General features: G+C 71.8%; 18 protein-coding genes. 3 read left to right on the top strand and 15 right to left on the bottom strand.

Annotation, left to right across the window (positions count from 1 at the left end; all coding sequences use genetic code 11):
- Positions 1-82 precede the first annotated feature (82 nt).
- The 14 genes from yajC to pgsA form a co-directional block, all read right to left on the bottom strand.
- Positions 83-439: a preprotein translocase subunit YajC gene (gene yajC / locus Msi02_RS18990; protein WP_079316518.1), complete on the bottom strand. Its 357-nt coding sequence runs from the start codon at positions 437-439 to the stop codon at positions 83-85.
- 242 nt (positions 440-681) lie between these two features.
- On the bottom strand, positions 682-1,731 hold the full coding sequence (gene ruvB / locus Msi02_RS18985; protein ID WP_204049588.1) for a Holliday junction branch migration DNA helicase RuvB: 1,050 nt from the start codon (positions 1,729-1,731) through the stop codon (positions 682-684).
- A gap of 95 nt (positions 1,732-1,826) precedes the next feature.
- Positions 1,827-2,447 (bottom strand): Holliday junction branch migration protein RuvA, encoded by a 621-nt coding sequence (gene ruvA / locus Msi02_RS18980; RefSeq protein WP_079316517.1) that lies wholly within the window; start codon positions 2,445-2,447, stop codon positions 1,827-1,829.
- Positions 2,444-3,046 (bottom strand): crossover junction endodeoxyribonuclease RuvC, encoded by a 603-nt coding sequence (ruvC, locus tag Msi02_RS18975; RefSeq protein ID WP_204049627.1) that lies wholly within the window; start codon positions 3,044-3,046, stop codon positions 2,444-2,446. Before ruvC ends, ruvA begins: the two co-directional genes overlap by 4 nt.
- 121 nt (positions 3,047-3,167) lie before the next feature.
- Entirely contained in the window at positions 3,168-4,355 is a 1,188-nt protein-coding gene (locus Msi02_RS18970) for a GNAT family N-acetyltransferase (RefSeq protein WP_204049587.1), read from the bottom strand.
- Between the two features lie 70 nt (positions 4,356-4,425).
- A complete protein-coding gene (locus tag Msi02_RS18965; protein WP_079316516.1) occupies positions 4,426-5,178 on the bottom strand; it encodes a YebC/PmpR family DNA-binding transcriptional regulator in 753 nt (250 codons plus the stop codon).
- A gap of 3 nt (positions 5,179-5,181) precedes the next feature.
- Entirely contained in the window at positions 5,182-5,772 is a 591-nt protein-coding gene (gene pdxT, locus Msi02_RS18960; protein WP_079316515.1) for a pyridoxal 5'-phosphate synthase glutaminase subunit PdxT, read from the bottom strand.
- 66 nt (positions 5,773-5,838) lie between these two features.
- On the bottom strand, positions 5,839-6,264 hold the full coding sequence (locus Msi02_RS18955) for a MarR family winged helix-turn-helix transcriptional regulator (RefSeq protein ID WP_079316514.1): 426 nt from the start codon (positions 6,262-6,264) through the stop codon (positions 5,839-5,841).
- Positions 6,265-6,463: 199 nt separating this feature from the next.
- Positions 6,464-7,378 carry a pyridoxal 5'-phosphate synthase lyase subunit PdxS gene (gene pdxS / locus Msi02_RS18950; protein ID WP_079316513.1) on the bottom strand — a complete coding sequence of 305 codons (915 nt, stop codon included), beginning with the start codon at positions 7,376-7,378 and terminating at the stop codon, positions 6,464-6,466.
- 107 nt (positions 7,379-7,485) lie between these two features.
- Positions 7,486-8,487, bottom strand: a complete 1,002-nt coding sequence (locus tag Msi02_RS18945) for a DUF3048 domain-containing protein (RefSeq protein WP_079316512.1) — start codon at positions 8,485-8,487, stop codon at positions 7,486-7,488.
- A gap of 135 nt (positions 8,488-8,622) precedes the next feature.
- Positions 8,623-9,162 (bottom strand): hypothetical protein, encoded by a 540-nt coding sequence (locus Msi02_RS18940; protein ID WP_079316511.1) that lies wholly within the window; start codon positions 9,160-9,162, stop codon positions 8,623-8,625.
- Complete coding sequence (locus Msi02_RS18935; protein WP_079316510.1) at positions 9,159-10,292, bottom strand: glycosyltransferase family 4 protein; 1,134 nt, start codon at positions 10,290-10,292, stop codon at positions 9,159-9,161. Before Msi02_RS18935 ends, Msi02_RS18940 begins: the two co-directional genes overlap by 4 nt.
- On the bottom strand, positions 10,289-11,263 hold the full coding sequence (locus tag Msi02_RS18930) for a phosphatidylinositol mannoside acyltransferase (protein ID WP_079316509.1): 975 nt from the start codon (positions 11,261-11,263) through the stop codon (positions 10,289-10,291). The genes Msi02_RS18935 and Msi02_RS18930 overlap by 4 nt, the downstream gene beginning before the upstream one ends.
- Entirely contained in the window at positions 11,260-11,865 is a 606-nt protein-coding gene (gene pgsA, locus Msi02_RS18925; RefSeq protein ID WP_204049585.1) for a phosphatidylinositol phosphate synthase, read from the bottom strand. The genes Msi02_RS18930 and pgsA overlap by 4 nt, the downstream gene beginning before the upstream one ends.
- A 270-nt stretch (positions 11,866-12,135) precedes the next feature.
- Here pgsA and Msi02_RS18920 point away from each other — a divergent pair, with 270 nt between their 5' ends.
- The 3 genes from Msi02_RS18920 to Msi02_RS18910 all read left to right on the top strand — a co-directional run bounded on the left by Msi02_RS18920 (position 12,136) and on the right by Msi02_RS18910 (position 18,373).
- Entirely contained in the window at positions 12,136-14,268 is a 2,133-nt protein-coding gene (locus tag Msi02_RS18920; RefSeq protein ID WP_079316508.1) for an elongation factor G-like protein EF-G2, read from the top strand.
- A gap of 227 nt (positions 14,269-14,495) precedes the next feature.
- A complete protein-coding gene (locus tag Msi02_RS18915) occupies positions 14,496-16,097 on the top strand; it encodes a glycoside hydrolase family 10-like protein (protein ID WP_239108513.1) in 1,602 nt (533 codons plus the stop codon).
- A 125-nt stretch (positions 16,098-16,222) separates the two neighbouring features.
- On the top strand, positions 16,223-18,373 hold the full coding sequence (locus tag Msi02_RS18910) for a hypothetical protein (RefSeq protein ID WP_204049584.1): 2,151 nt from the start codon (positions 16,223-16,225) through the stop codon (positions 18,371-18,373).
- Positions 18,374-18,403: 30 nt separating this feature from the next.
- Here Msi02_RS18910 and Msi02_RS18905 read toward each other — a convergent pair whose 3' ends face one another.
- Positions 18,404-18,955, bottom strand: coding sequence for an HIT family protein (locus Msi02_RS18905; protein ID WP_218671266.1), 552 nt, complete (start codon positions 18,953-18,955; stop codon positions 18,404-18,406).
- Between the last annotated feature and the right edge of the window lie 126 nt (positions 18,956-19,081).

Raw genomic sequence — 19,081 nt, 5'->3', positions numbered from 1 at the left:
GTGCGTCCAGGCTTGCTCTGGCTACTGGTCGGTGGGGCCACTGGAGGTCAGTTCTTTCGTCGAAAGGTTGTGATCAGCCTACTCAGGACTGCTTGGTGCTCGTATCGTCACCGTTCCCCGTGTCGGGACCATCCGTCACGGTCTCTTCGGCCTCCCCGTCCGTCACCTCGTCCACGGGAGTGAGCACCCGGCCGATCGCCGCTTTGGCCCAGCGGGTCTCGACGCCGGGGGCCACCTCCAGCACGACGTCGTCGTCCTGCAGTGCGACGACCGTCGCGAACAGGCCTGTCGTGGTCATGACCCGGACGCCCGGGGTCAGGGAGTTCTGCATCTGGATCTGCTCCTGCTGCCGCTTGCGCTGGGGGCGGATCAGGAGGAAGTAGAAAACCACTACCAGCAAGATCAGTGGCAGGAACGTCCCAAGCGGGTTGTTACCCACGGGGGCCACCCTTCCGTAACGTGATGAACCGGCCTGACGCCGGAGGTCTTGTGCGCTTCACACGCGGGCCACCGCGACTTCTCGCGTGTGCGGCCAGTCAAGCCACGCAGTGTATGCGAGCACGCAGAAGCCCGGCAACGAACCCACGGCTCGGCGGGCAGGAAAGTTCCCGTTTCATGGGCTTCGCAATCGGTCTGTTACCTCTTTGCCCCAGTTTCCGCTTCCAGCCGCCGCGCCGGCGTTCAGGACTCGTCGAAGAGCGTCGGCACCGCCACCGAGCCGACCGCGTCAGGAGGCGGAGTCAGGCCGAGATGCGCCCAGGCGGCGGCGGTGGCGACGCGGCCCCTTGGGGTGCGGGCCAGCAGGCCCTGCCGCACCAGGAAGGGCTCGGCCACGACCTCGACGGTCTCCGGCTCCTCCCCCACGGCCACGGCGAGCGTCGACAGGCCCACCGGGCCGCCGCCGAACTTGCGCAGCAGCGCGTCGAGCACGGCCCGGTCGAGCCGGTCCAGCCCCTCGGCGTCGACCTCGTACAGGTTGAGCGCCGCCGCCGCGATCTCACGGGTGATCACGCCCTCCGCGCGGACCTCTGCGAAGTCGCGCACCCGCCGGAGCAGGCGGTTGGCGATGCGGGGCGTGCCGCGCGAGCGGCGGGCGATCTCGTGGGCGCCCTCGTCCGGCAGTTCCACCGACAGCAGCCGCGCGGAGCGCCGCAGCACCTGCTCGAGCTCGGCGACCTCGTAGAAGTCCATGTGGGCGGTGAAGCCGAACCTGTCGCGCAGCGGCGCGGGCAGCAGCCCCGCCCGGGTGGTGGCCCCGACCAGCGTGAACGGGGCGATGTCGAGGGGGATCGAGGTGGCGCCCGGGCCCTTGCCGACGACGATGTCCACCCGGAAGTCCTCCATGGCGAGGTAGAGCATCTCCTCCGCCGGGCGGGCCATGCGGTGGATCTCGTCGATGAACAGGACCTCGCCCTCGGTCAGCGTGGACAGGATCGCGGCGAGGTCGCCCGCGCGCTCCAGCGCCGGGCCCGAGGTCATCCGCAGCGGCGCGCCCAGCTCGGAGGCGATGATCATCGCGAGCGTCGTCTTGCCGAGCCCGGGGCCGCCGCTCATCAGGACGTGGTCGGGCGGGCGGTTGCGGCGCAGGGCGCTCTCCAGCACCAGCGACAGCTGCTCGCGCACCCGGCCCTGGCCGATGAACTCGTCCAGGCGCCGGGGACGCAGCGCGGCCTCGATCGCCCGCTCGTCGCCCTCGGGTTCCGGCGACACGAGATCCCGCTCGACGCTCACTCGACACCATCCGCTCGGCCTGCCGGGACCCGTCCGCTTCCCGGTGAAAATTTCATCGAACCATCAGCCCGCCACACACCACACGGCTCACGAGGTCACCGCACGCTCAGCGCCCGCAGGGCGGACTTGAGCAGCGCGGCCACCTGGGGGCTGCGGCCGGCCGCGATCTCCGCCTCGGCCTCCGCGGTGACCGCCGCGACCGCCTCGTCGGCGTCCCTGGACGAGTAGCCGAGCCCGACCAGTCCCGAGTGGACCTGGTCGCGCCAGACGGGCGCCGCCGCCGCACCGTTCAGCGCGGCGTCGACGGCCGCCGCCGGGGTGCCGAGCTTGTCCTTGAGTTCGAGCACGATGCGCTGCGCGCCCTTCTGGCCGATGCCGGGCACCATCGTCAGGGCCTTGATGTCGGCGCTCGCCACCGCGACCCGCAGCGCGTTGGGCGCGTGGACCGCGAGCATGGCCAGGGCCAGGCGCGGCCCGACCCCGCTGGCCGTCTGGAGCAGTTCGAAGACCGTGCGCTCGTCGTCGGAGGCGAAGCCGTACAGCGTGAGCGAGTCCTCGCGGACGACGAGCGAGGTGGACAGCCGGGCGGGTTCGCCGACGCGCAGCCCGGCCAGGGTGCCCGGGGTGCAGTGGACGAGCATTCCGACGCCGCCCACCTCGACCACGGCGCTGTCGGCCCCGATCGCCGCCACCTGCCCCGCAACGGATGCGATCACCGCGTGTTCCCTCCCCGGTCCGGACGCCCGGCCGCGACTTCGCCGGGCCTCCCAGTCCTACCAGAGCCAGCGGGGCCCGTACCCCCGGAACGGGCCCGGGCCAGGGCGTCGGCCAGGCGGTGCTGCACGCCGCCGCGCCAGACGTGGCAGATGGCCAGGGCGAGCGCGTCGGCCGCGTCCGCGGGTTTGGGCATGGCGTCGAGCCGCAGCAGCCGGGTGACCATCGTGCCGACCTGCTTCTTGTCGGCGTTGCCGTTGCCCGTGATGGCGGCCTTGACCTCGCTCGGCGTGTGCAGCGCGACCGGCAGCCCCCGCCGGGCGGCGCAGACGATCGCGACGGCCGACGCCTGGGCCGTCCCCATGACCGTACGGACGTTGTGCTGGGCGAAGACCCGCTCGACGGCGACCGCGTCGGGCCTGATCTCGTCGAGCCAGCGCTCGATCTCCGCCTCGATGACGACCAGCCGGGACCCGATGTCGTCGTCGGCCGGGGTGCGGACCACCCCGACCGACAGCAGGCTCAGCGGCGCGCCCGGACGGCCCTCCACGGCGCCGAGACCGCACCGCGTCAGTCCCGGGTCCACGCCCATCACCCGCAGTTGGGGCAACCGCACCGGCACGCCTCCCTGATCCCGGCGGCGCGGCCACCGCGCGGCCGCCACTGCGCCGAACATCTGTTCGGTCGGTCACTCTATCGCGATCAGCAGCCGAGCGGGTGCGTCAGAAGTAGTCGATCATGTACGCGCTGCAGCCGAACGCGGCGTCCAGCGCGTCGTCGGCGTCGGGAGAGCCGCCGGTCAGCAGGCCGGCGCGGCGGAGCGTGGCCGTGGGCACCCCGGCGAACAGCGCGGACATCCCGCCGATCGTGAGCCGCGTCGCGTCCCCGTGTGCCCCCTCGCCACTCGCCGCGTCCCGCCGCGTCACGGAGCCGGAGCCGCCGTCCACCCGCAGCAGCCACGCGCCCGTGTTGCCCGGGCGCCGGGAGTCGGTCACCTCGACGGGGGTCTCGACGCGGACCCCGGCGGGGAAGCCCCGCCCCTCGACCGCGGCGGGCAGGTCGATCAGCCGGAACATCCACCGGGTCTGGGTGACCTCGTCCTTCGACCGCTCCCGCAGCATCCAGAGCACCGGGTCGGCCGGGTCGACGCAGGCGGTCACCGACTTCGCGACGGACGAGGCGCTACCGACCATCGACCACAGGGCCCTGGCCGTCGCCTCCGACCCCGCCAGCAGGTTGTCGACCTCGATGTTCCCGTCGCTCCACCGGTAGACGACGAACCCGTCCTCGGCCAGATAGCAGAAGTCGTCGTCGTCCTCCAGCCACAGCCGCCAGGTCCGCTCGTCGAAGCACAGCGGCCCGCTCGCGCGCGTGGCGGCGTGCACCCTGCCGATCAGCGCCACGAGCTCGGCCGCGTCGGCGGGACCCATCCGGCGCAGCTTGACCGCGCCGGCCGCGCCGCCGGGGCCACCCAGCGTGCGCAGCGCCTCGGAGGGCAGGGTGACCCGCTGGAGCACGCCGGCGTGCTCGTACCCCGCGCTCCGGTACAGCGGCGTGGTGGCCGGGTAGAGCGCGGAGACCGCGTGGCCGAGCTCCGCGCAGCGCTCGATCGCCGCGTCCATGAGCGCCCGGCCGACTCCCCTGCCGCGGTCCTCCGGCGCCACCGTCACGCTCGCCACGCCGCCCATGGACTGCGGGCGGCCGTGCCACCACTGGACGTACGGGTTGACCCTGGCGGTGCCGAGGAGACGGGAGCCGTCGAAGGCGCCCAGGTAACGGCCTTCCGGCAGCATCGGGGAGACGAGCTTGCGCCAGGTCTCGGCGGCGCCGCCGGACAAGGGGCCGAAGGCGCGCCTGCGGTTGTCGAGGGCGGCGTCCAGGTCGTCGCTCGTGAGATGACGGATTTCCACAACCGGCCAAACTATGCGGGCACCGGCGGCCTCTGCCACCGGTTTTCCGCCCCTCTGTCCGGCTCCGGTGTCAGGCCTCGACCTTCTCCATGACCTCGTCGCTCACGTCGAAGTTCGCCCAGACGTTCTGCACGTCGTCGCTGTCCTCGAGCGCGTCGATGAGCTTGAAGACCTTGCGGGCGCCCTCCTCGTCGAGGGGGACGTTGAGCGTGGGGACGAAGCTCATCTCGGCCGACTCGTAGTCGATGCCCGCGTCCTGCAGCGCCTTGCGCACGGGGATCAGGTCGGAGGCCTCGCAGACCACCTCGAAGTTCTCGCCGAGGTCATTGACCTCCTCGGCCCCCGCGTCGAGGACGGCCATGAGCACGTCGTCCTCGGTCAGCGACCCCTTGGGGACGATCACGACGCCCTTGCGGTTGAACATGTACGACACCGAGCCGGGGTCGGCGAGCGAGCCGCCGTTGCGGGTCAGCGCCACGCGCACCTCGGACGCCGCGCGGTTGCGGTTGTCGGTGAGGCACTCGATGAGGACCGCGACGCCGCCGGGGGCGTAGCCCTCGTACATGATCGTCTGCCAGTCGGCGCCGCCGGCCTCGAGGCCGCCGCCGCGCTTGCGGGCCCGCTCGATGTTGTCGATCGGGACCGAGTTCTTCCTGGCCTTGGTGATGGCGTCGAACAGCGTGGGGTTACCGTCCGGGTCGGGCCCGCCGGTCCTGGCCGCGACCTCGATGTTCTTGATGAGCTTGGCGAAAAGCTTGCCGCGCTTGGAGTCCAGCGCCGCCTTCTTGTGCTTCGTCGTCGCCCATTTGGAGTGGCCGGACATCGCCTAGAGCTCCCTCACCATTTCGACAAAATACGAGTGCACCCGCGCGTCGCCGGTCAGCTCCGGATGGAAGGACGTCGCGAGCAACGGTCCCTGTCGGACCGCGACGATCCTATCCCCAGCTTCGGTGCGGCCCAGCACCTCCACGTCGGGCCCCACGGACTCGACCCAGGGCGCGCGGATGAAGACGGCCCTGATCGTCCCGCGCCCGGCGAAGTCGAGATCGGCCTCGAACGAGTCGACCTGGCGGCCGAAGGCGTTGCGCCGGACCACCATGTCGATGCCGCCCAGCGTCTCCTGGCCCTCGATGCCGCCCTCGATACGGTCGGCCAGCATGATCATCCCGGCGCACGAGCCGTAGGCGGGCATGCCCTCCTTGATCCGCAGCCGCAGCGGTTCGAGCAGCTCGAAGGTGGTGGCGAGCTTCCACATGGTGGTCGACTCCCCGCCCGGGACGACCAGCGCGTCCACCGCGGCGAGCTCCTCCTGCCTGCGCACCGGCGTGGCGGTCGCGCCCGACTCCTCCAGGGCGCGGATGTGCTCGCGCACGTCGCCCTGCAGGGCGAGCACGCCGATCTTGGGTGCGGACGTCACGGTTTCCCTTCCTGTGGTGACCCTGTTCAGGGTATGGCCGCGGTCTTGCGCGCCCAAAACGATAAATCAGGAGCGGCCCAGCTTGGCCAGGGCGGGGAGGGCACGGGCGATGGCCGAGCGTTCCTCGGCGGTCAGCGCGTCCAGCCGGCCGGACAGGTAGGCGATCCTGGCCTGCCGTACGGCCCGGAGACGGTCGCGGCCCTCGCCGGTCAGCTCGACGGTGCGCACCCGCGCGTCGGAGGCGTCGGTGCCCCGCGCGACGAGACCGGCCTCCTCCAGGCGGTTGACCTGCACGCTCATCGTCGGAAGCTGCACGCCGTGCTCCTCGGCCAGCTCGGTCATCCGGCGCGCGCCGTCCTCAAGGGAACCGAGCACGGAGTACTGCTGGGCGGTGACCGGCTGCCCGGCCGTCGTACGGCGCAGCAGCATCACGATGTGGCGCAGTTCGCGCGAGAGGTTCTCGGCGAGCCGCCCGGTGTCGTCGGTCGTCATAGCAGGTCACCCTAGCGGTGGCCGGTCCGGGACAGTACAGACGAAGCAGGCCGCGGGAGGCCGGCTCGCCCGCCGCCTCGGGGCGCGGGCGTGGGAGGCGTGCACGCAAAGACGCTCGGCTGGATTTCCCAGCCGAGCGTCTCGCCTCGCTTCCGGCACGCCGTCGCCGGTGGCCTTTCGGATGTTCCCGGAGCCGTGCCTACCAGCCGCGCTCGGCGAGGCGGTGCGGCACGGGGATGTCGTCGACGTTGATGCCGACCATCGCCTCGCCCAGGCCGCGCGAGACCTTGGCGATCACGTCGGGGTCGTCGTAGAACGTGGTGGCCTTGACGATGGCGGCGGCGCGCTTGGCCGGGTCGCCGGACTTGAAGATGCCCGAGCCGACGAAAACGCCCTCGGCGCCGAGCTGCATCATCATCGCGGCGTCGGCCGGGGTGGCGATGCCGCCCGCGGTGAACAGCACCACCGGCAGCTTGCCGGTCTTGGCGACCTCGGCCACCAGCTCGTACGGCGCCTGCAGTTCCTTGGCGGCGACGTACAGCTCGTCCTCGGGCAGCGAGGTGAGGCGCTTGATCTCGCCCCGGATCTTGCGCATGTGGGTGGTGGCGTTGGAGACGTCGCCGGTCCCGGCCTCACCCTTGGAGCGGATCATCGCGGCGCCCTCGGTGATGCGGCGCAGCGCCTCGCCGAGGTTGGTGGCCCCGCACACGAAGGGGACGGTGAACTGCCACTTGTCGATGTGGTTGGCGTAGTCGGCCGGGGTGAGGACCTCGGACTCGTCGATGTAGTCGACGCCGAGCGCCTGGAGCACCTGTGCCTCGACGAAGTGGCCGATCCTGGCCTTGGCCATCACCGGGATGGAGACGGCGTTGATGATGCCCTCGATCATGTCGGGGTCGCTCATCCGGGAAACCCCGCCCTGGGCGCGGATGTCGGCGGGGACGCGCTCCAGCGCCATGACGGCGACGGCTCCGGCGTCCTCGGCGATCTTGGCCTGCTCCGGGGTGACGACGTCCATGATGACACCGCCCTTGAGCATCTCGGCCATGCCGCGCTTCACGCGGGCGGTGCCGACGGCGGTGGTCTCGTTGACTTCGGGGGTGCTGCTGGACACGGTGCTACCTCACGACGGCGGGCCTACGGATTCCCCTCCATGGTAGGTGCTGGCCCGTCCCGCCCCCGACGCACCCATATGTCAGAGTCGATCAGGCCTTTTGTCCATCACGGCGCGACGGGTTTGCGCGAGGCGAGCACGACCCAGACCTGTCCGCGGGCGAACGGCATGGGCGTGCCGTCGGCCATGGTGTAGGTGGTGCCCTCCTTCTCCGAGGCGCGCGACCACTTCACCCGGTAGGCCTGGCCGTCCCTGAGCACGACGCCGGTGCCCTTGCCCACGGTGTGCACGAGCGGGGTGTAGCTGCCGGTGAAGTCGTGGAACTCCGAGCGGTCGGTCTTCACCCACTGGATGACGATCGTCGGGGCCCCCTGCTGGCCGCCCTCGGCCGCCATGTCCTTCTCGCCGTCCTGCGTCACCAGCCAGCGCTTCTGCGCCGCCGACCAGGCGAACGTGAAGCGGGCCGCCGGGTAGCGGACGGAGACGCTCTTCTGCGGCGTGCCCCCGGCCGGCGGTTCGTCGGAGAAGACGAAGCCGATGTCGTCGGCCTTGCTCGCCTGCGGCGCCTTGGCGAGCAGCTTCCTGGGGCTGCCGATCAGGTTGTACGGCGCGACCCGGCCCTGCGCACGGGTGTACGCGCCGGGGACCCGGCTGTCGGACACGTCGAACAGCGAGGCCTTCTGGACGTAGGGGATCATCTTCGTCTGCACGCCGGAGTAGGCCAGGGCGGGCTTGCCGAACATCGGGAGGATGTGCAGGTCGGAGATGCGGGCACTGCGGACCGGCCCCACCTGGGCGGGCAGCTTCGAGGAGAAGATCGCCATGAGCCGGGTGAGCCCGCCCTCGACCTGCTCGACGAAGACGATGTCGGCGCTGCGCAGGCCCATCTGCGGCTTGCCCGCGTGGGTGTTCTCGATCTTCACGGCGAGGACCGGCTTGCGGGCGGCGACGGGGCGGCCGGTGAACGGGTGCTCGGGAGGCGGCGTCGGCGACGGGGACGCCAGCGGGCTCGCCTCCTGGGACTGGGCGGCGGGCTTGTCGTCGCCCGAACACGCGGTTCCGGTCAGGATGACCGCCATGGCCAGCGTGAAGCCGATCCCTGCCCGCACCGTACCCGCTCCTCCCGGTGGAGAGCCCTCGCCACCAGGCACGACGGACCTGGCCCACGCGGACCCGTTGACCAGCATGGCAATGAAACGGCATGAGCTTACCGGGATCCGCCCGAAATGCCCGACAAAAAGTGACTATCCAGTAGCGAGGGCTTCGGGCGGTTCGTCGTCGATGTCGAAGAAGCGGGGCGGATCGGTGTGCCCCGCCAGGCGCAGCGTGCGGGCCAGCCAGCGCCGCTGCGCCGTACGGGTGACCGCGGCGGCGTTGTTGTAGAACCGGCGCGAGTAGACGACCTTGGCGACCGCGGTGTCCAGTTCCTCCAGCAGCGCCGCCCCCGCGGGGTGCTCGGCCAGCTTCTCCCGGAACCGCTCCTGGTCGACCACCGCCCGCAGGGTCCTCGACAGGTCGCTCTCGGCGTGCTCGCGCTCGTCCGGGCCCGCCGTACGGGCCTCGTGGGCGGCCGCCGCGAGCACCAGCGAGGTGGCGGGGTCGAGGATGCGCGAACCGGCGAGCTCCAGGCAGACCGCGGCGCGGCGCAGCAGCGCGGCGTCGAGCGCGGCCTGGGCGGTCTCCAGGCGGATGTGGAGACGGTCGAGCCGCCCGGCCCGCCACGAGACGTAGACGGCGAACAGCACGACGACCACGGCCGCCACGAGGATCAGGGTCGTGGTCACGGCAGCGCGTCCTCCACCACACCCGTGCTGGAGTGGGTCACCGTCTCGTAGACGCGCACGACCTCCCGCGCGACCGTGGACCAGTCGTACTTCCACACGGCCTGGCGGGCCTCGTCGGACAGCTTCGCGCGGCGTTCCGGGTCGTCGAGCAGCCGGGCGGCCTCCCTGGCCAGGGCGGCGGGGTCCCCGGTGGCGAACAGCGCCCCCGCCTGCCCCTCGCCCAGCACGCGCCGGAAGGCGGGGATGTCGCTGGCGAGGATCGGCGCCCCGGCCGACATGGCCTCGGTGAGCACGATGCCGAAGCTCTCCCCGCCGAGGTTGGGCGCGCAGAAGACGTCCACGGAGTGGTAGGCGCGCACCTTGTCGGCCTCGCTCACCATGCCGAGCAGCCCGACCCTGTCCCGGTACTGCTTGGGCACCCGCCCGAGCACGTCGTCGGGGTCGCCGGGGCCGGCGATGAGCAGCCGCAGCGCGGGCCGCTCGGGGGCCAGCAGGGCGAACGCCTCCAGCAGCACGGCCAGGCCCTTGCGCGGCTCGTCCATCCGGCCGAGGAAGCCGATCACGTTGCCGTCCGGGCCCCAGCCCGGCAGCGGCTCGCCCTCGGCGTACCTGCGTACCGTGACGCCGTTCGGGATCAGCACCGCGTCGCCGCCGAGGTGCTCCACGAGCGTCTTGCGGGCGGCGTCGGAGACCGCGATCCTGCCCGTGATCTTCTCAAGCGCGCTCTGCAGCATCGGCGCGGCCACCGACATCGCCCGCGACCGCTCGTAGGAGGCGTGGAACGTCGCCACGATGGGCCCGCGGGCGACCCAGCAGGCGAGCACGCCGAGGGACGGCACGGCGGGCTCGTGCACGTGCAGCACGTCGAATCCGCCCTCCCTGATCCACTTGCGCACACGGTTGGCCGACAGGAACCCGAACGCCAGGCGGGCGACCGACCCGTTGTACGGCACGGGCACGGCGCGGCCCGCCGGGGTCACGTACGCCTCCAGTTCGGCGTCGTCGGCCGCGGGGGCGATGACGGACACCTTGTGCCCGTCGTCGATGAGCGCCTCGGCGAGGTCCCTGATGTGCGCCTGCACGCCCCCGGGGACCTCCCAGGTGTACGGGCAGACGATGCCGACGTTCACGACCCGGCCCCGGTGCGGGGCTCCAGGTCGTCGAGCCACAGGCGCTGGAGCATGTGCCAGTCCTCCGGGTGCTCGGCGATGCCCTTCTCGAACACCGCCGCCACGGCCTGGGTCATCACCCCGACCTTCTCCTCCCGCGTCCCCTCGGTCGGGACCGGGATCTCCTCGTACACCCGGATGCCCCAGCCGTCCCCGTCGAACCACAGCACGGCGGGCAGCAGCGCGGCTCCGGTCTGGATCGCCAGCACGGCCGGTCCTGCGACCATGCGCGTCCTGGCGCCGAAGAACTCGACCTCGACTCCGGAGGCGGTCAGGTCGCGCTCGGCGGGCAGGCAGACCGGCCTGCCCTCGCGCAGCCGCTTGGCGAGCGTGCCGAACGCCATGGCGCTGCCCCCGTCCCTGGAGGTCAGCGGCAGCACCTCCATGCCGAGCTGCTCGCGGTAGGCGACGAAGCGCTCGAACAGCGACTCCGGCTTCAGCCGCTCGGCGACGGTGGTGAAGCGGTGGCCCATGTGGACCAGCCAGGCCCCGGCGAGGTCGTAGTTGCCCATGTGGGGCAGCGCGACCACCACTCCCCTGCCCCGGGCGAGGTTGTCGAAGATGTGCTCGCCCCCGGTGGCCCGGGTGCCGTCGAGGATGCGCTCGCGGGTGTAGGCCGTGAAGCGGAACGACTCCATCCAGTACCGGAAGTAGGAGCGCATGCCGGCCCGGCTCAGGTCGCGTACGGCCTGGTCGCCGGGGTGGCCGCCGACGACGCGGGCCAGGTTGGACTCCAGGCGGCGCACGGACTTGCCCCGCCTGCGCCACAGCCAGTCGGCGAGGACCCGGAAGAACCAGGCGGCCAGCCGTTCCGGCACGTAGCGGACCACGGCCCAGCCGACGGTGTACGCCGCCGCGACCAGCCGGTCGGCGAGCGGCGCCGCGCCGGGTCTCGGTGGCCGCCCGGGGGGTGGGCCGGCCGTGCCCTTCATCTGACCACCGCCTGTCTGTAGACGTGCACCATCCGCTGGACCACCGTGACGGCGCTGGCGGCGGCGAGCAGCCAGAGCCCGGCCGCCAGGACGTACGGCACGCCGAGGCCGGACAGGCCGGCCGCGACGAGCACGACCACGAGACGCTCCCCCCGTTCGGCGATGCCGACGTTCGCGGTCATGCCGAGGCCCTCGGCCCTGGCCTTGGCGTAGGAGACCAATGCTCCCGCGACAAGACAGAAGAGCGCGACTGTCGCGAGGACGATCTCGGGCTCGTCCTTGAGAACGAAGTAGAGGATCAGCCCCGAGAAGATCGAGGCGTCGCCGAGACGGTCGAGCGTGGAGTCCAGGAACGCGCCCCACGTGCTTCCCTTGCCCGTCATCCGGGCCAGCACGCCGTCCAGGAGGTCGGCGAGCACGAAGAACGTGATGACGAGCGTTCCCGCGAACAGATGCCCGAGCGGGTAGAAGGCGAGGGCCGAGGCCACCACTCCGAGCGTGCCGATCGTGGTGATCACGTCGGGCGAGATCCCCCGGCGGGCGAGGGCTCGTCCCAGCGGGGTCATGACTCGGGTGACGGCGGGGCGCAGGATGTTCAACATCGCCGTTCGATCGTAGGCCATCCAGCGCCGCCGCATCTCGCAAGCACATTCCGCCGAAAAGTCTTGTGATATGCGCCACATGGGTAAAGGGTGAAGAGCACGCGCCCGCAGGACCGCGCGGAGATGTCACAGAGGTGAACCCGCCGTGTCAGCCGCCGCACGGTCGTGAGAGGGCGGGCCCCCGGGCGCGGGAACAGCGACGGCACGAGCGGCCGGCGCGGGGTGCGTGCCACGTGCCCATCCCGACCGCTCAGAGATTCGGGAGGCGACGTGGCCGAAAGATCAACCGGCGCGACAACAGGGGCCGCGGGCAGGGCACCCGCGGCCGATCGGCCGGACATGGTGCGCAATGTCGTGCTGGTCGGCCATTCCGGGGCCGGGAAGACCACGCTGGTCGAGGCGCTGCTCGCGGAGACGGGCACCATCCAGCGTCCCGGCCGGGTCGAGGACGGCACCACGGTCAGCGACTTCGACGAGGTGGAGGTGCGCCAGCAGCGTTCCGTCAACCTGTCGGTCGCACCCGTCGTCCACAACGGCATCAAGATCAATTTTCTGGACACCCCGGGATACGCGGACTTCGTCGGCGACCTGCGGGCCGGGCTGCGCGCGGCCGACGCGGCGCTGTTCGTCGTCTCGGCGGCCGAGGGGGTGGACGGGCTCACCCGCATGCTCTGGGAGGAGTGCGCGCTCGTCGGGATGCCCCGCGCCGTGGTCATCACCAAGATCGACCATCAGCGCGCCAACTTCGACGAGGTCCTCGCCACCTGCCAGGACGCGTTCGGCGACGGGGTGGCGCCGCTCTACCTGCCGGTGGACGGCACCGGGCTGCTCGGCCTGCTGTCGCAGCGGCTGTTCGACTACGGCGGCGGGCGCAGGACCGAGCGTGAGCCGGACGCCGACCAGCTGACGCTCATCGAGCAGTACCGCGGCGACCTCATCGAGGGGATCATCCAGGAGAGCGAGGACGAGTCCCTGATGGACCGCTACCTCTCCGGCGAGACGATCGACACCAAAGTGCTCATCGACGACCTGGAGAAGGCGGTCGCGCGGGCCGGCTTCTACCCGGTCCTCGCCACGGCGCCCGGCGTCGGCATGCTGGAGCTGCTGGAGATCGTCACCCAGGGCTTCCCCTCGCCCCTGGAGCACCCGCTGCCGAAGATCACCTCGATCGACGGCAAGCCGTGCAGGGAGATCACCGCCGACCCGGACGGCCCGCTCGTGGCCGAGGTCGTGAAGACCACGAGCGACCCGTACGTCGGGCGGATCAGCCTGGTCCGGGTCTTCTCGGGCACGCTGCGGCCGGACATGACGGTGCACGTCTCCGGCCACGGCCTGGCGGAACGGGGGCACGAGGACCACGACGTCGACGAGCGGGTGGGCGCGCTGTCGTCGCCGCTCGGCAAGTCGCAGCGGACCGTGGGCAAGTGCGTCGCCGGGGACATCTGCGCGGTCGCGAAGCTGTCGCGGACCGAGACGGGCGACACGCTGTCGGACAAGGACGACCCGCTGCTGGTCGAGGCGTGGACCATGCCGGAACCGCTGCTGCCGGTCGCGATCAGGGCGAAGTCGAAGGCCGACGAGGACAAGCTCAGCCAGGCCCTGGCCCGCCTGGTCGCGGAGGACCCGACCCTGCGGCTGGAGAACAACGCCGAGACCCGCCAGCTCGTGCTGTGGTGCATGGGCGAGGCGCACTCCGACGTCCTGCTCGACCGCCTGGCCAAGCGGCACGGGGTCGAGGTCGAGAAGATCGACCTGCGCGTGCCGCTGCGGGAGACCTTCGCCGGCAAGGCGCAGGGCATGGGGCGCAACGTCAAGCAGACCGGCGGCCACGGGCAGTACGCGATCTGCCACATCGAGGTCGAGCCGCTGCCGTCGGGCGGCGGGTTCGAGTTCGTCGACAAGATCGTGGGCGGCGTGGTGCCGAGGCAGTTCATCCCGTCCGTGGAGAAGGGCGTGCGGGCGCAGATGGAACGCGGGGTCGTCGCCGGCTATCCGATGGTCGACGTGCGCGTCACGCTCTACGACGGCAAGGCCCACTCGGTCGACTCCTCCGACATGGCCTTCCAGATCGCCGGCCAGCTCGCGCTGAAGGACGCCGCGTCCAAGGTGGCGACGCACCTGCTCGAACCGGTGGACGAGGTGTCGGTGCTCGTGTCGGACGAGTACGTCGGAGCCGTGATGTCCGACCTGTCCTCCCGCCGTGGCAGGGTGCTCGGCACCGAGCCGGTCGGCACCGGCCGTACGCTGGTGCGCGCCGAGGTGCCGCAGCTCGAGATCACGCGGTACGCGATCGACCTGCGCTCGCTGTCCCACGGGGCGGGCACGTTCAGCCGTTCCTTCCTGCGGTACGAGCCCCTCCCCGCGCACCTGGCCGACAAGGTGGCCGCGGCGGGCGAGCAGTAGCCCGAATCGGAGACCCCGGCGGCCCGCCTCCCGGCCGCCGGGGTTTTCGCAGCTCATCCGTGCCGTCGCCCGGGGCCGGGTTTCACTCGCCCGAGGTAAGGGCAGCCCCAGGAAGTGCCCCGCGTCACATCCGCATCACAAGTTCATTTCGTTTTTCTGGCTAAACCGCTCTTTTGCCGATGTAAGACTTATGGCCGGACTTACTGGCAAATCGGAGGGGTAGCCACGTGACCGAGCGGGGACAGGTCATCCGCCCGTTGATCGCGACCACCGTGATCGCCGCCGTCGCAGTCGGAGCCGCGTACACGCTCGGTCCCGGCGCCCAGGCCGAAAAGGTCGGCGCGGAGAAGGCCGGCCGTACGGCGGCGGCGAAGGCGACGCGGCAGCAGGTCGAGGCGGAGACGCTCACGGCGGCGGACACCTGCGCCACCAGCGCGAAATACCCCAAGCGCCAGCTTCGCGGCGTCTGGATCGCCACCGTGCACAATCTCGACTGGCCGTCGAAGCCGGGGCTGTCACCCGACCGGCAGAAGGCCGAATATGTGAATATCCTCGACAACGCGGTCAAGCGTCACCTGAATGCGGTGTTCTTCCAGGTGCGGCCCGCCTCGGACGCGATCTACCGCTCGTCTCTGGAGCCGTGGTCCCAGTGGCTCACCGGCACCGCGGGCAAGGACCCGGGCTGGGACCCGCTGCCGTTCCTGGTGGACGAGGCCCACAAGCGCGGCCTGCAGTTCCACGCGTGGTTCAACCCCTACAGGGCGGCCGACTCGGCCTCCTCCAGGCTGCCCGCCGGGCACCCGGCGCGCCTGCATCCCGACTGGACCGTCAAACACGAGGGCAAGCTCTACTACAACCCCGGCCTGCCGCAGGTGCGCGACTGGGTGACCAAGGTGGTGACGGACGTCGTCAAGCGCTACGACGTCGACGGCGTCCACTTCGACGACTACTTCTACCCCTACCCCGGCCAGGGCACGCGGTTCGCCGACCAGGCCGCGTACAAGAAGTACGGCAAGGGCCTGACCCTGGCCGACTGGCGGCGGCGCAACGTCAATCAGCTGGTCGCCCAGGTCTCGCAGGCGGTGCACACGGCCAAGCCGTACACCGCCTTCGGGATCAGCCCGTTCGGCATCTGGCGCAACAGGACCGAGGACCCGGCGGGCTCGGCCACCAAGGGCATGTCGGCCTACGACTCGATCTACGCGGACGCCAGGGCGTGGATCAAGGCGGGCTCGGTCGACTACGTGATGCCCCAGCTCTACTGGCCCAGGGGCTTCGCCGCGGCCGACTACTCCGTGCTCGCCAAGTGGTGGGCCGACGCGGTGAAGGGCACCGACGTCGACCTCTACATCGGGCAGGCGCTCTACCGGGTGGGGGCCGCCGACACCCCGGCCTGGACGAAGGCGGGCGAGCTGCCGGCCCACCTCACGCTGAACCGCAAGTATCCGGAGATCTCGGGCGACGTCTACTTCAGCGCCGCGCAACTGGTGAAGAACCCGATGGGCGTGCTCGACCGGATCGTGAAGAGCCACTACGCCCGCCCGGCGCTGCCGCCGGTGCTCAGGGAGGGGTCCGCCCCCACCGCCCCGCGCGGGGTCAAGGCCGCCGGCGGGACGCTGACGTGGCAGGCCCAGCCGGGCGCCCAGGCGTACGGGATCTACCGGGTGACGGGCAAGGACGCCTCCTGCGCCACGGCGGACGCGCGCAACCTGGTGGCCGTCGTGCCGGCCTCGCAGGCTCCGTCGTACGCCGCCGGCGCCCCCGGCACCTACTACGTCACCGCCGTCGACCGCGTCGGCAACGAGAGCCCCGCGACCCGGGCGGCCTGACCCCGGCCCAGGGGCGCCATCCCTCGGCAGGGCGGGTCATCGCGGATTGCTGCGCGGACATCGACCACTCCGGTAGCGTGGTCGCGAGTTTTTTCAAGATCACGTACGGGGGCTGGGGGTCGCCGGTGAGTGGCACGTGGGTGAAGCGCGCGGTCGTCGCCATCGTGTTCGGCGTGTCGGTCGCGGCCTCCGCTCCCGCGGCGGCGGCGTCCGCCGCCTTCGGGGCCTTTTCTGCCGGGCCGGAGACGGCGGCCGGTGAACGGATCGTGCTCGTCGGAATCCCCGGCCTGATGTGGAGCGACGTCACCCCGGCCGACACCCCGAACCTCTGGCGGCTCGCCGGCGAGTCCGCCCTCGGCTCCCTGTCGGTGCGGGCCGTACGCAAGGACACCTGCCCGTACGACGCCTGGCTCACGGTCTCGGCCGGGGTGCGGTCGGCGGTGGGGGGAGCGTGCGGCATGGCCCCCACGCCCGAGGCCGCGGGCGAGGGGGCGGTGGTCCCCGAGTTCTCCTGGCTGTGGGAGGTGCGGGAGCAGCGCGACGCGGGCACGCTCGGGCAGGCCCTGCACGCGGCCGGGCGGACGACGATGGCCGTCGGTCCGGGAGCGGCGCTCGCGCTGGCCGACCGCGAGGGCCGGGTGGACGTCTACGCCCCCTCCCCCGCCGAGGTCACGCAGTGGTCGCGCGGTGACGTGGTCGCGGTGGAGATCCCCGACCTCATCGCGCCCTACATCTCCGGCGACCGGCTGAGCGACGTGCCCGAGCGCCTGTCCGGTGACGCGCGGCGGGCCGCGGCGCGGGCGGCCGACGCGAAGCTGGGCTCGTTCCTGCCGCGGCTCGGATCGGCGACGGTGCTGGTCGCCGGGCTCTCCGACCACGGCTCGGTCCCCCACCTCAGGGCCGCCATGCTGCACGCACCCGGCGGCGGCACGGCGGGGACACTCGGCGCCCGGTCCACCCACCGCGACGACATGATCATCGTTCCGGATCTCACCGCCACGATCCTGGCCAGGACCGGGGTGGCCGCTCCCCCGGCCGTCGTCGGCGTGCCGGTCGAGACCCACGCGACGGGCGGAAACCTGGACGAGCGCGTGGCGGCCCTGCGCACCGCCGACGTCGCCGGGCAGACGATCCGCGACACGACGGGCGTCTTCTTTACCACGCTCGCCGTGCTCCAGGTGCTCTTCTACATCACCGCGTTCCTGCTGCTGCGCCGCCGCGACGGGCTGCCCGCCGTACGGGCCGCCGCCGTGGCACTCGCCTCGATCCCCGTCTCGACCTACCTGGTCAATCTCACCCCGTGGGCCCGTACGGCGCAGCCCGCGGTCACGCTCTTCGCCGCGATCGCGGCGATCACCGCGGCGCTGACCGTGGCGGCCCTCGCCGGCCCGTGGCGGCGCGGCGTGCTCGGGCCGCTGACCGTGATCGCGGCGGTGACCGCGGCCGTGCTGCTCGGCGACCTGCTGACCGGCACGCCCCTGCAGCTCAACAGCCTGATGGGCTACACGGGCGTGGTCGGTGCCCGCTACTACGGCCTGGGGAACATCCCCTTCGCGTTGCTCGCCACCGCCGTGCTGCTCGTCACCACGGCCGCCGCCGACCGGCTGGTCAGAGCGGGCCGCAAGGCCGTCGCGGTGGCCCTGGTCGCCGCGCTCGGGGCCTTCGCCATGCTGCTCGACGGCTGGCCGGGCGTCGGCAGCGACTTCGGCGGCGTCATCGCCTTCGTCCCGGGCATCGCGGTCACCGCGCTGATCGTGGCGGGCAGGCGGGTGTCCATCGTCAAACTGGGGGCCTTCTGCGCCGCGGGCGGCGTGCTGGTGATGGCGATCGCCTATCTCGACTACCTGCGTCCCCCGGCCAGCCAGACGCACCTCGGCCGCTTCGTGGGGCAGGTGGCCGACGGCACGTTCCTGCCGGTGATCTCCCGCAAGCTCGGGGCGATGCTCTCCACGCTGCTCAGCCCCAACCTGATGCCGGTGGTGCTCGCCGCGTTCGCGTTCCTCGTCTTCGCGCTGCTGCGGCCGGGGGCGGCGAGCGCCGGCGTCCTGCCGATCGCGTTCGAACGGGCGCCCATGCTCAGGGCGGGCCTGCTCGGCGCGCTCGTGAGCGGCCTGGTCGGCATGCTCGTCAACGACTCGGGGGCCGCGGTGCTGTCCATGGCCCTGGCTCTGGCCGTGCCGCTCGTCCTCAGCGCGGGCATCCGCGCCCTGCAGCACGGCGAGCCGGTCCCGGCCGCCGGGTCGACCGGCCCGCCCGCGAGCCCCGCCGCGGCCTGACACCGTTTCCGGCGCTTGGCCGAGGAACGGTCAGGAGGCGGCGGGCCAGGCGTCGGCAAGCAGGTCGCGGGTGTCGCGCAGCAGTTGCGGCAGCACCTTGGTGCGCCCGACCACCGGCATGAAGTTGGTGTCGCCGCCCCACCGGGGCACGACGTGCTGGTGGAGGTGGGCGGCGATGCCCGCGCCCGCCACGCCGCCCAGGTTCATGCCGACGTTGAAGCCCTGCGCCCCGCTCGCCTTGCGCAGCGCCTGCGTGGCGCGCTTGGTGAACTCGGCCAGCTCGGCCGTCTCGGTGCCGTCGAGGTCCGCGTAGTCGGACACGTGCCGGTAGGGACAGACCATCAGGTGCCCGGAGTTGTACGGATAGAGGTTGAGGACGGCGAACACGGCCGATCCCCGGGCCACGATCAGCCCGTCCTCGTCGGAGAGCTTGGGAATCTCACAGAACGGGCAGCCGTCATCCTCGCCGGATCCGCTGGGCTTGTTCTCGCCCTTGATGTAGGCCATCCGGTGCGGGGTCCACAGACGCTGGAAGCTGTCGGGAATCCCGGCGCCCGCCTGCTCGATCGGCTCTGAATCCACGTCCGCGATCTCCTCCGCTCCCGTTGCCCCCGTGCACTGTCACCTTTGGTACTGGGCACTGGCAGCAGCATATGACCTCGCGGATCTCCTCTCACCGGCCGGGTTGCGCAGTCACCGGCAGGGTGG

The sequence above is a fragment of the Microbispora siamensis genome (assembly GCF_016863095.1).
Classification (GTDB): domain Bacteria; phylum Actinomycetota; class Actinomycetes; order Streptosporangiales; family Streptosporangiaceae; genus Microbispora; species Microbispora siamensis.
The sequence above is the reverse complement of the archived record's forward strand: the minus strand, read 5'-3'. Positions and strand labels throughout refer to the sequence as shown.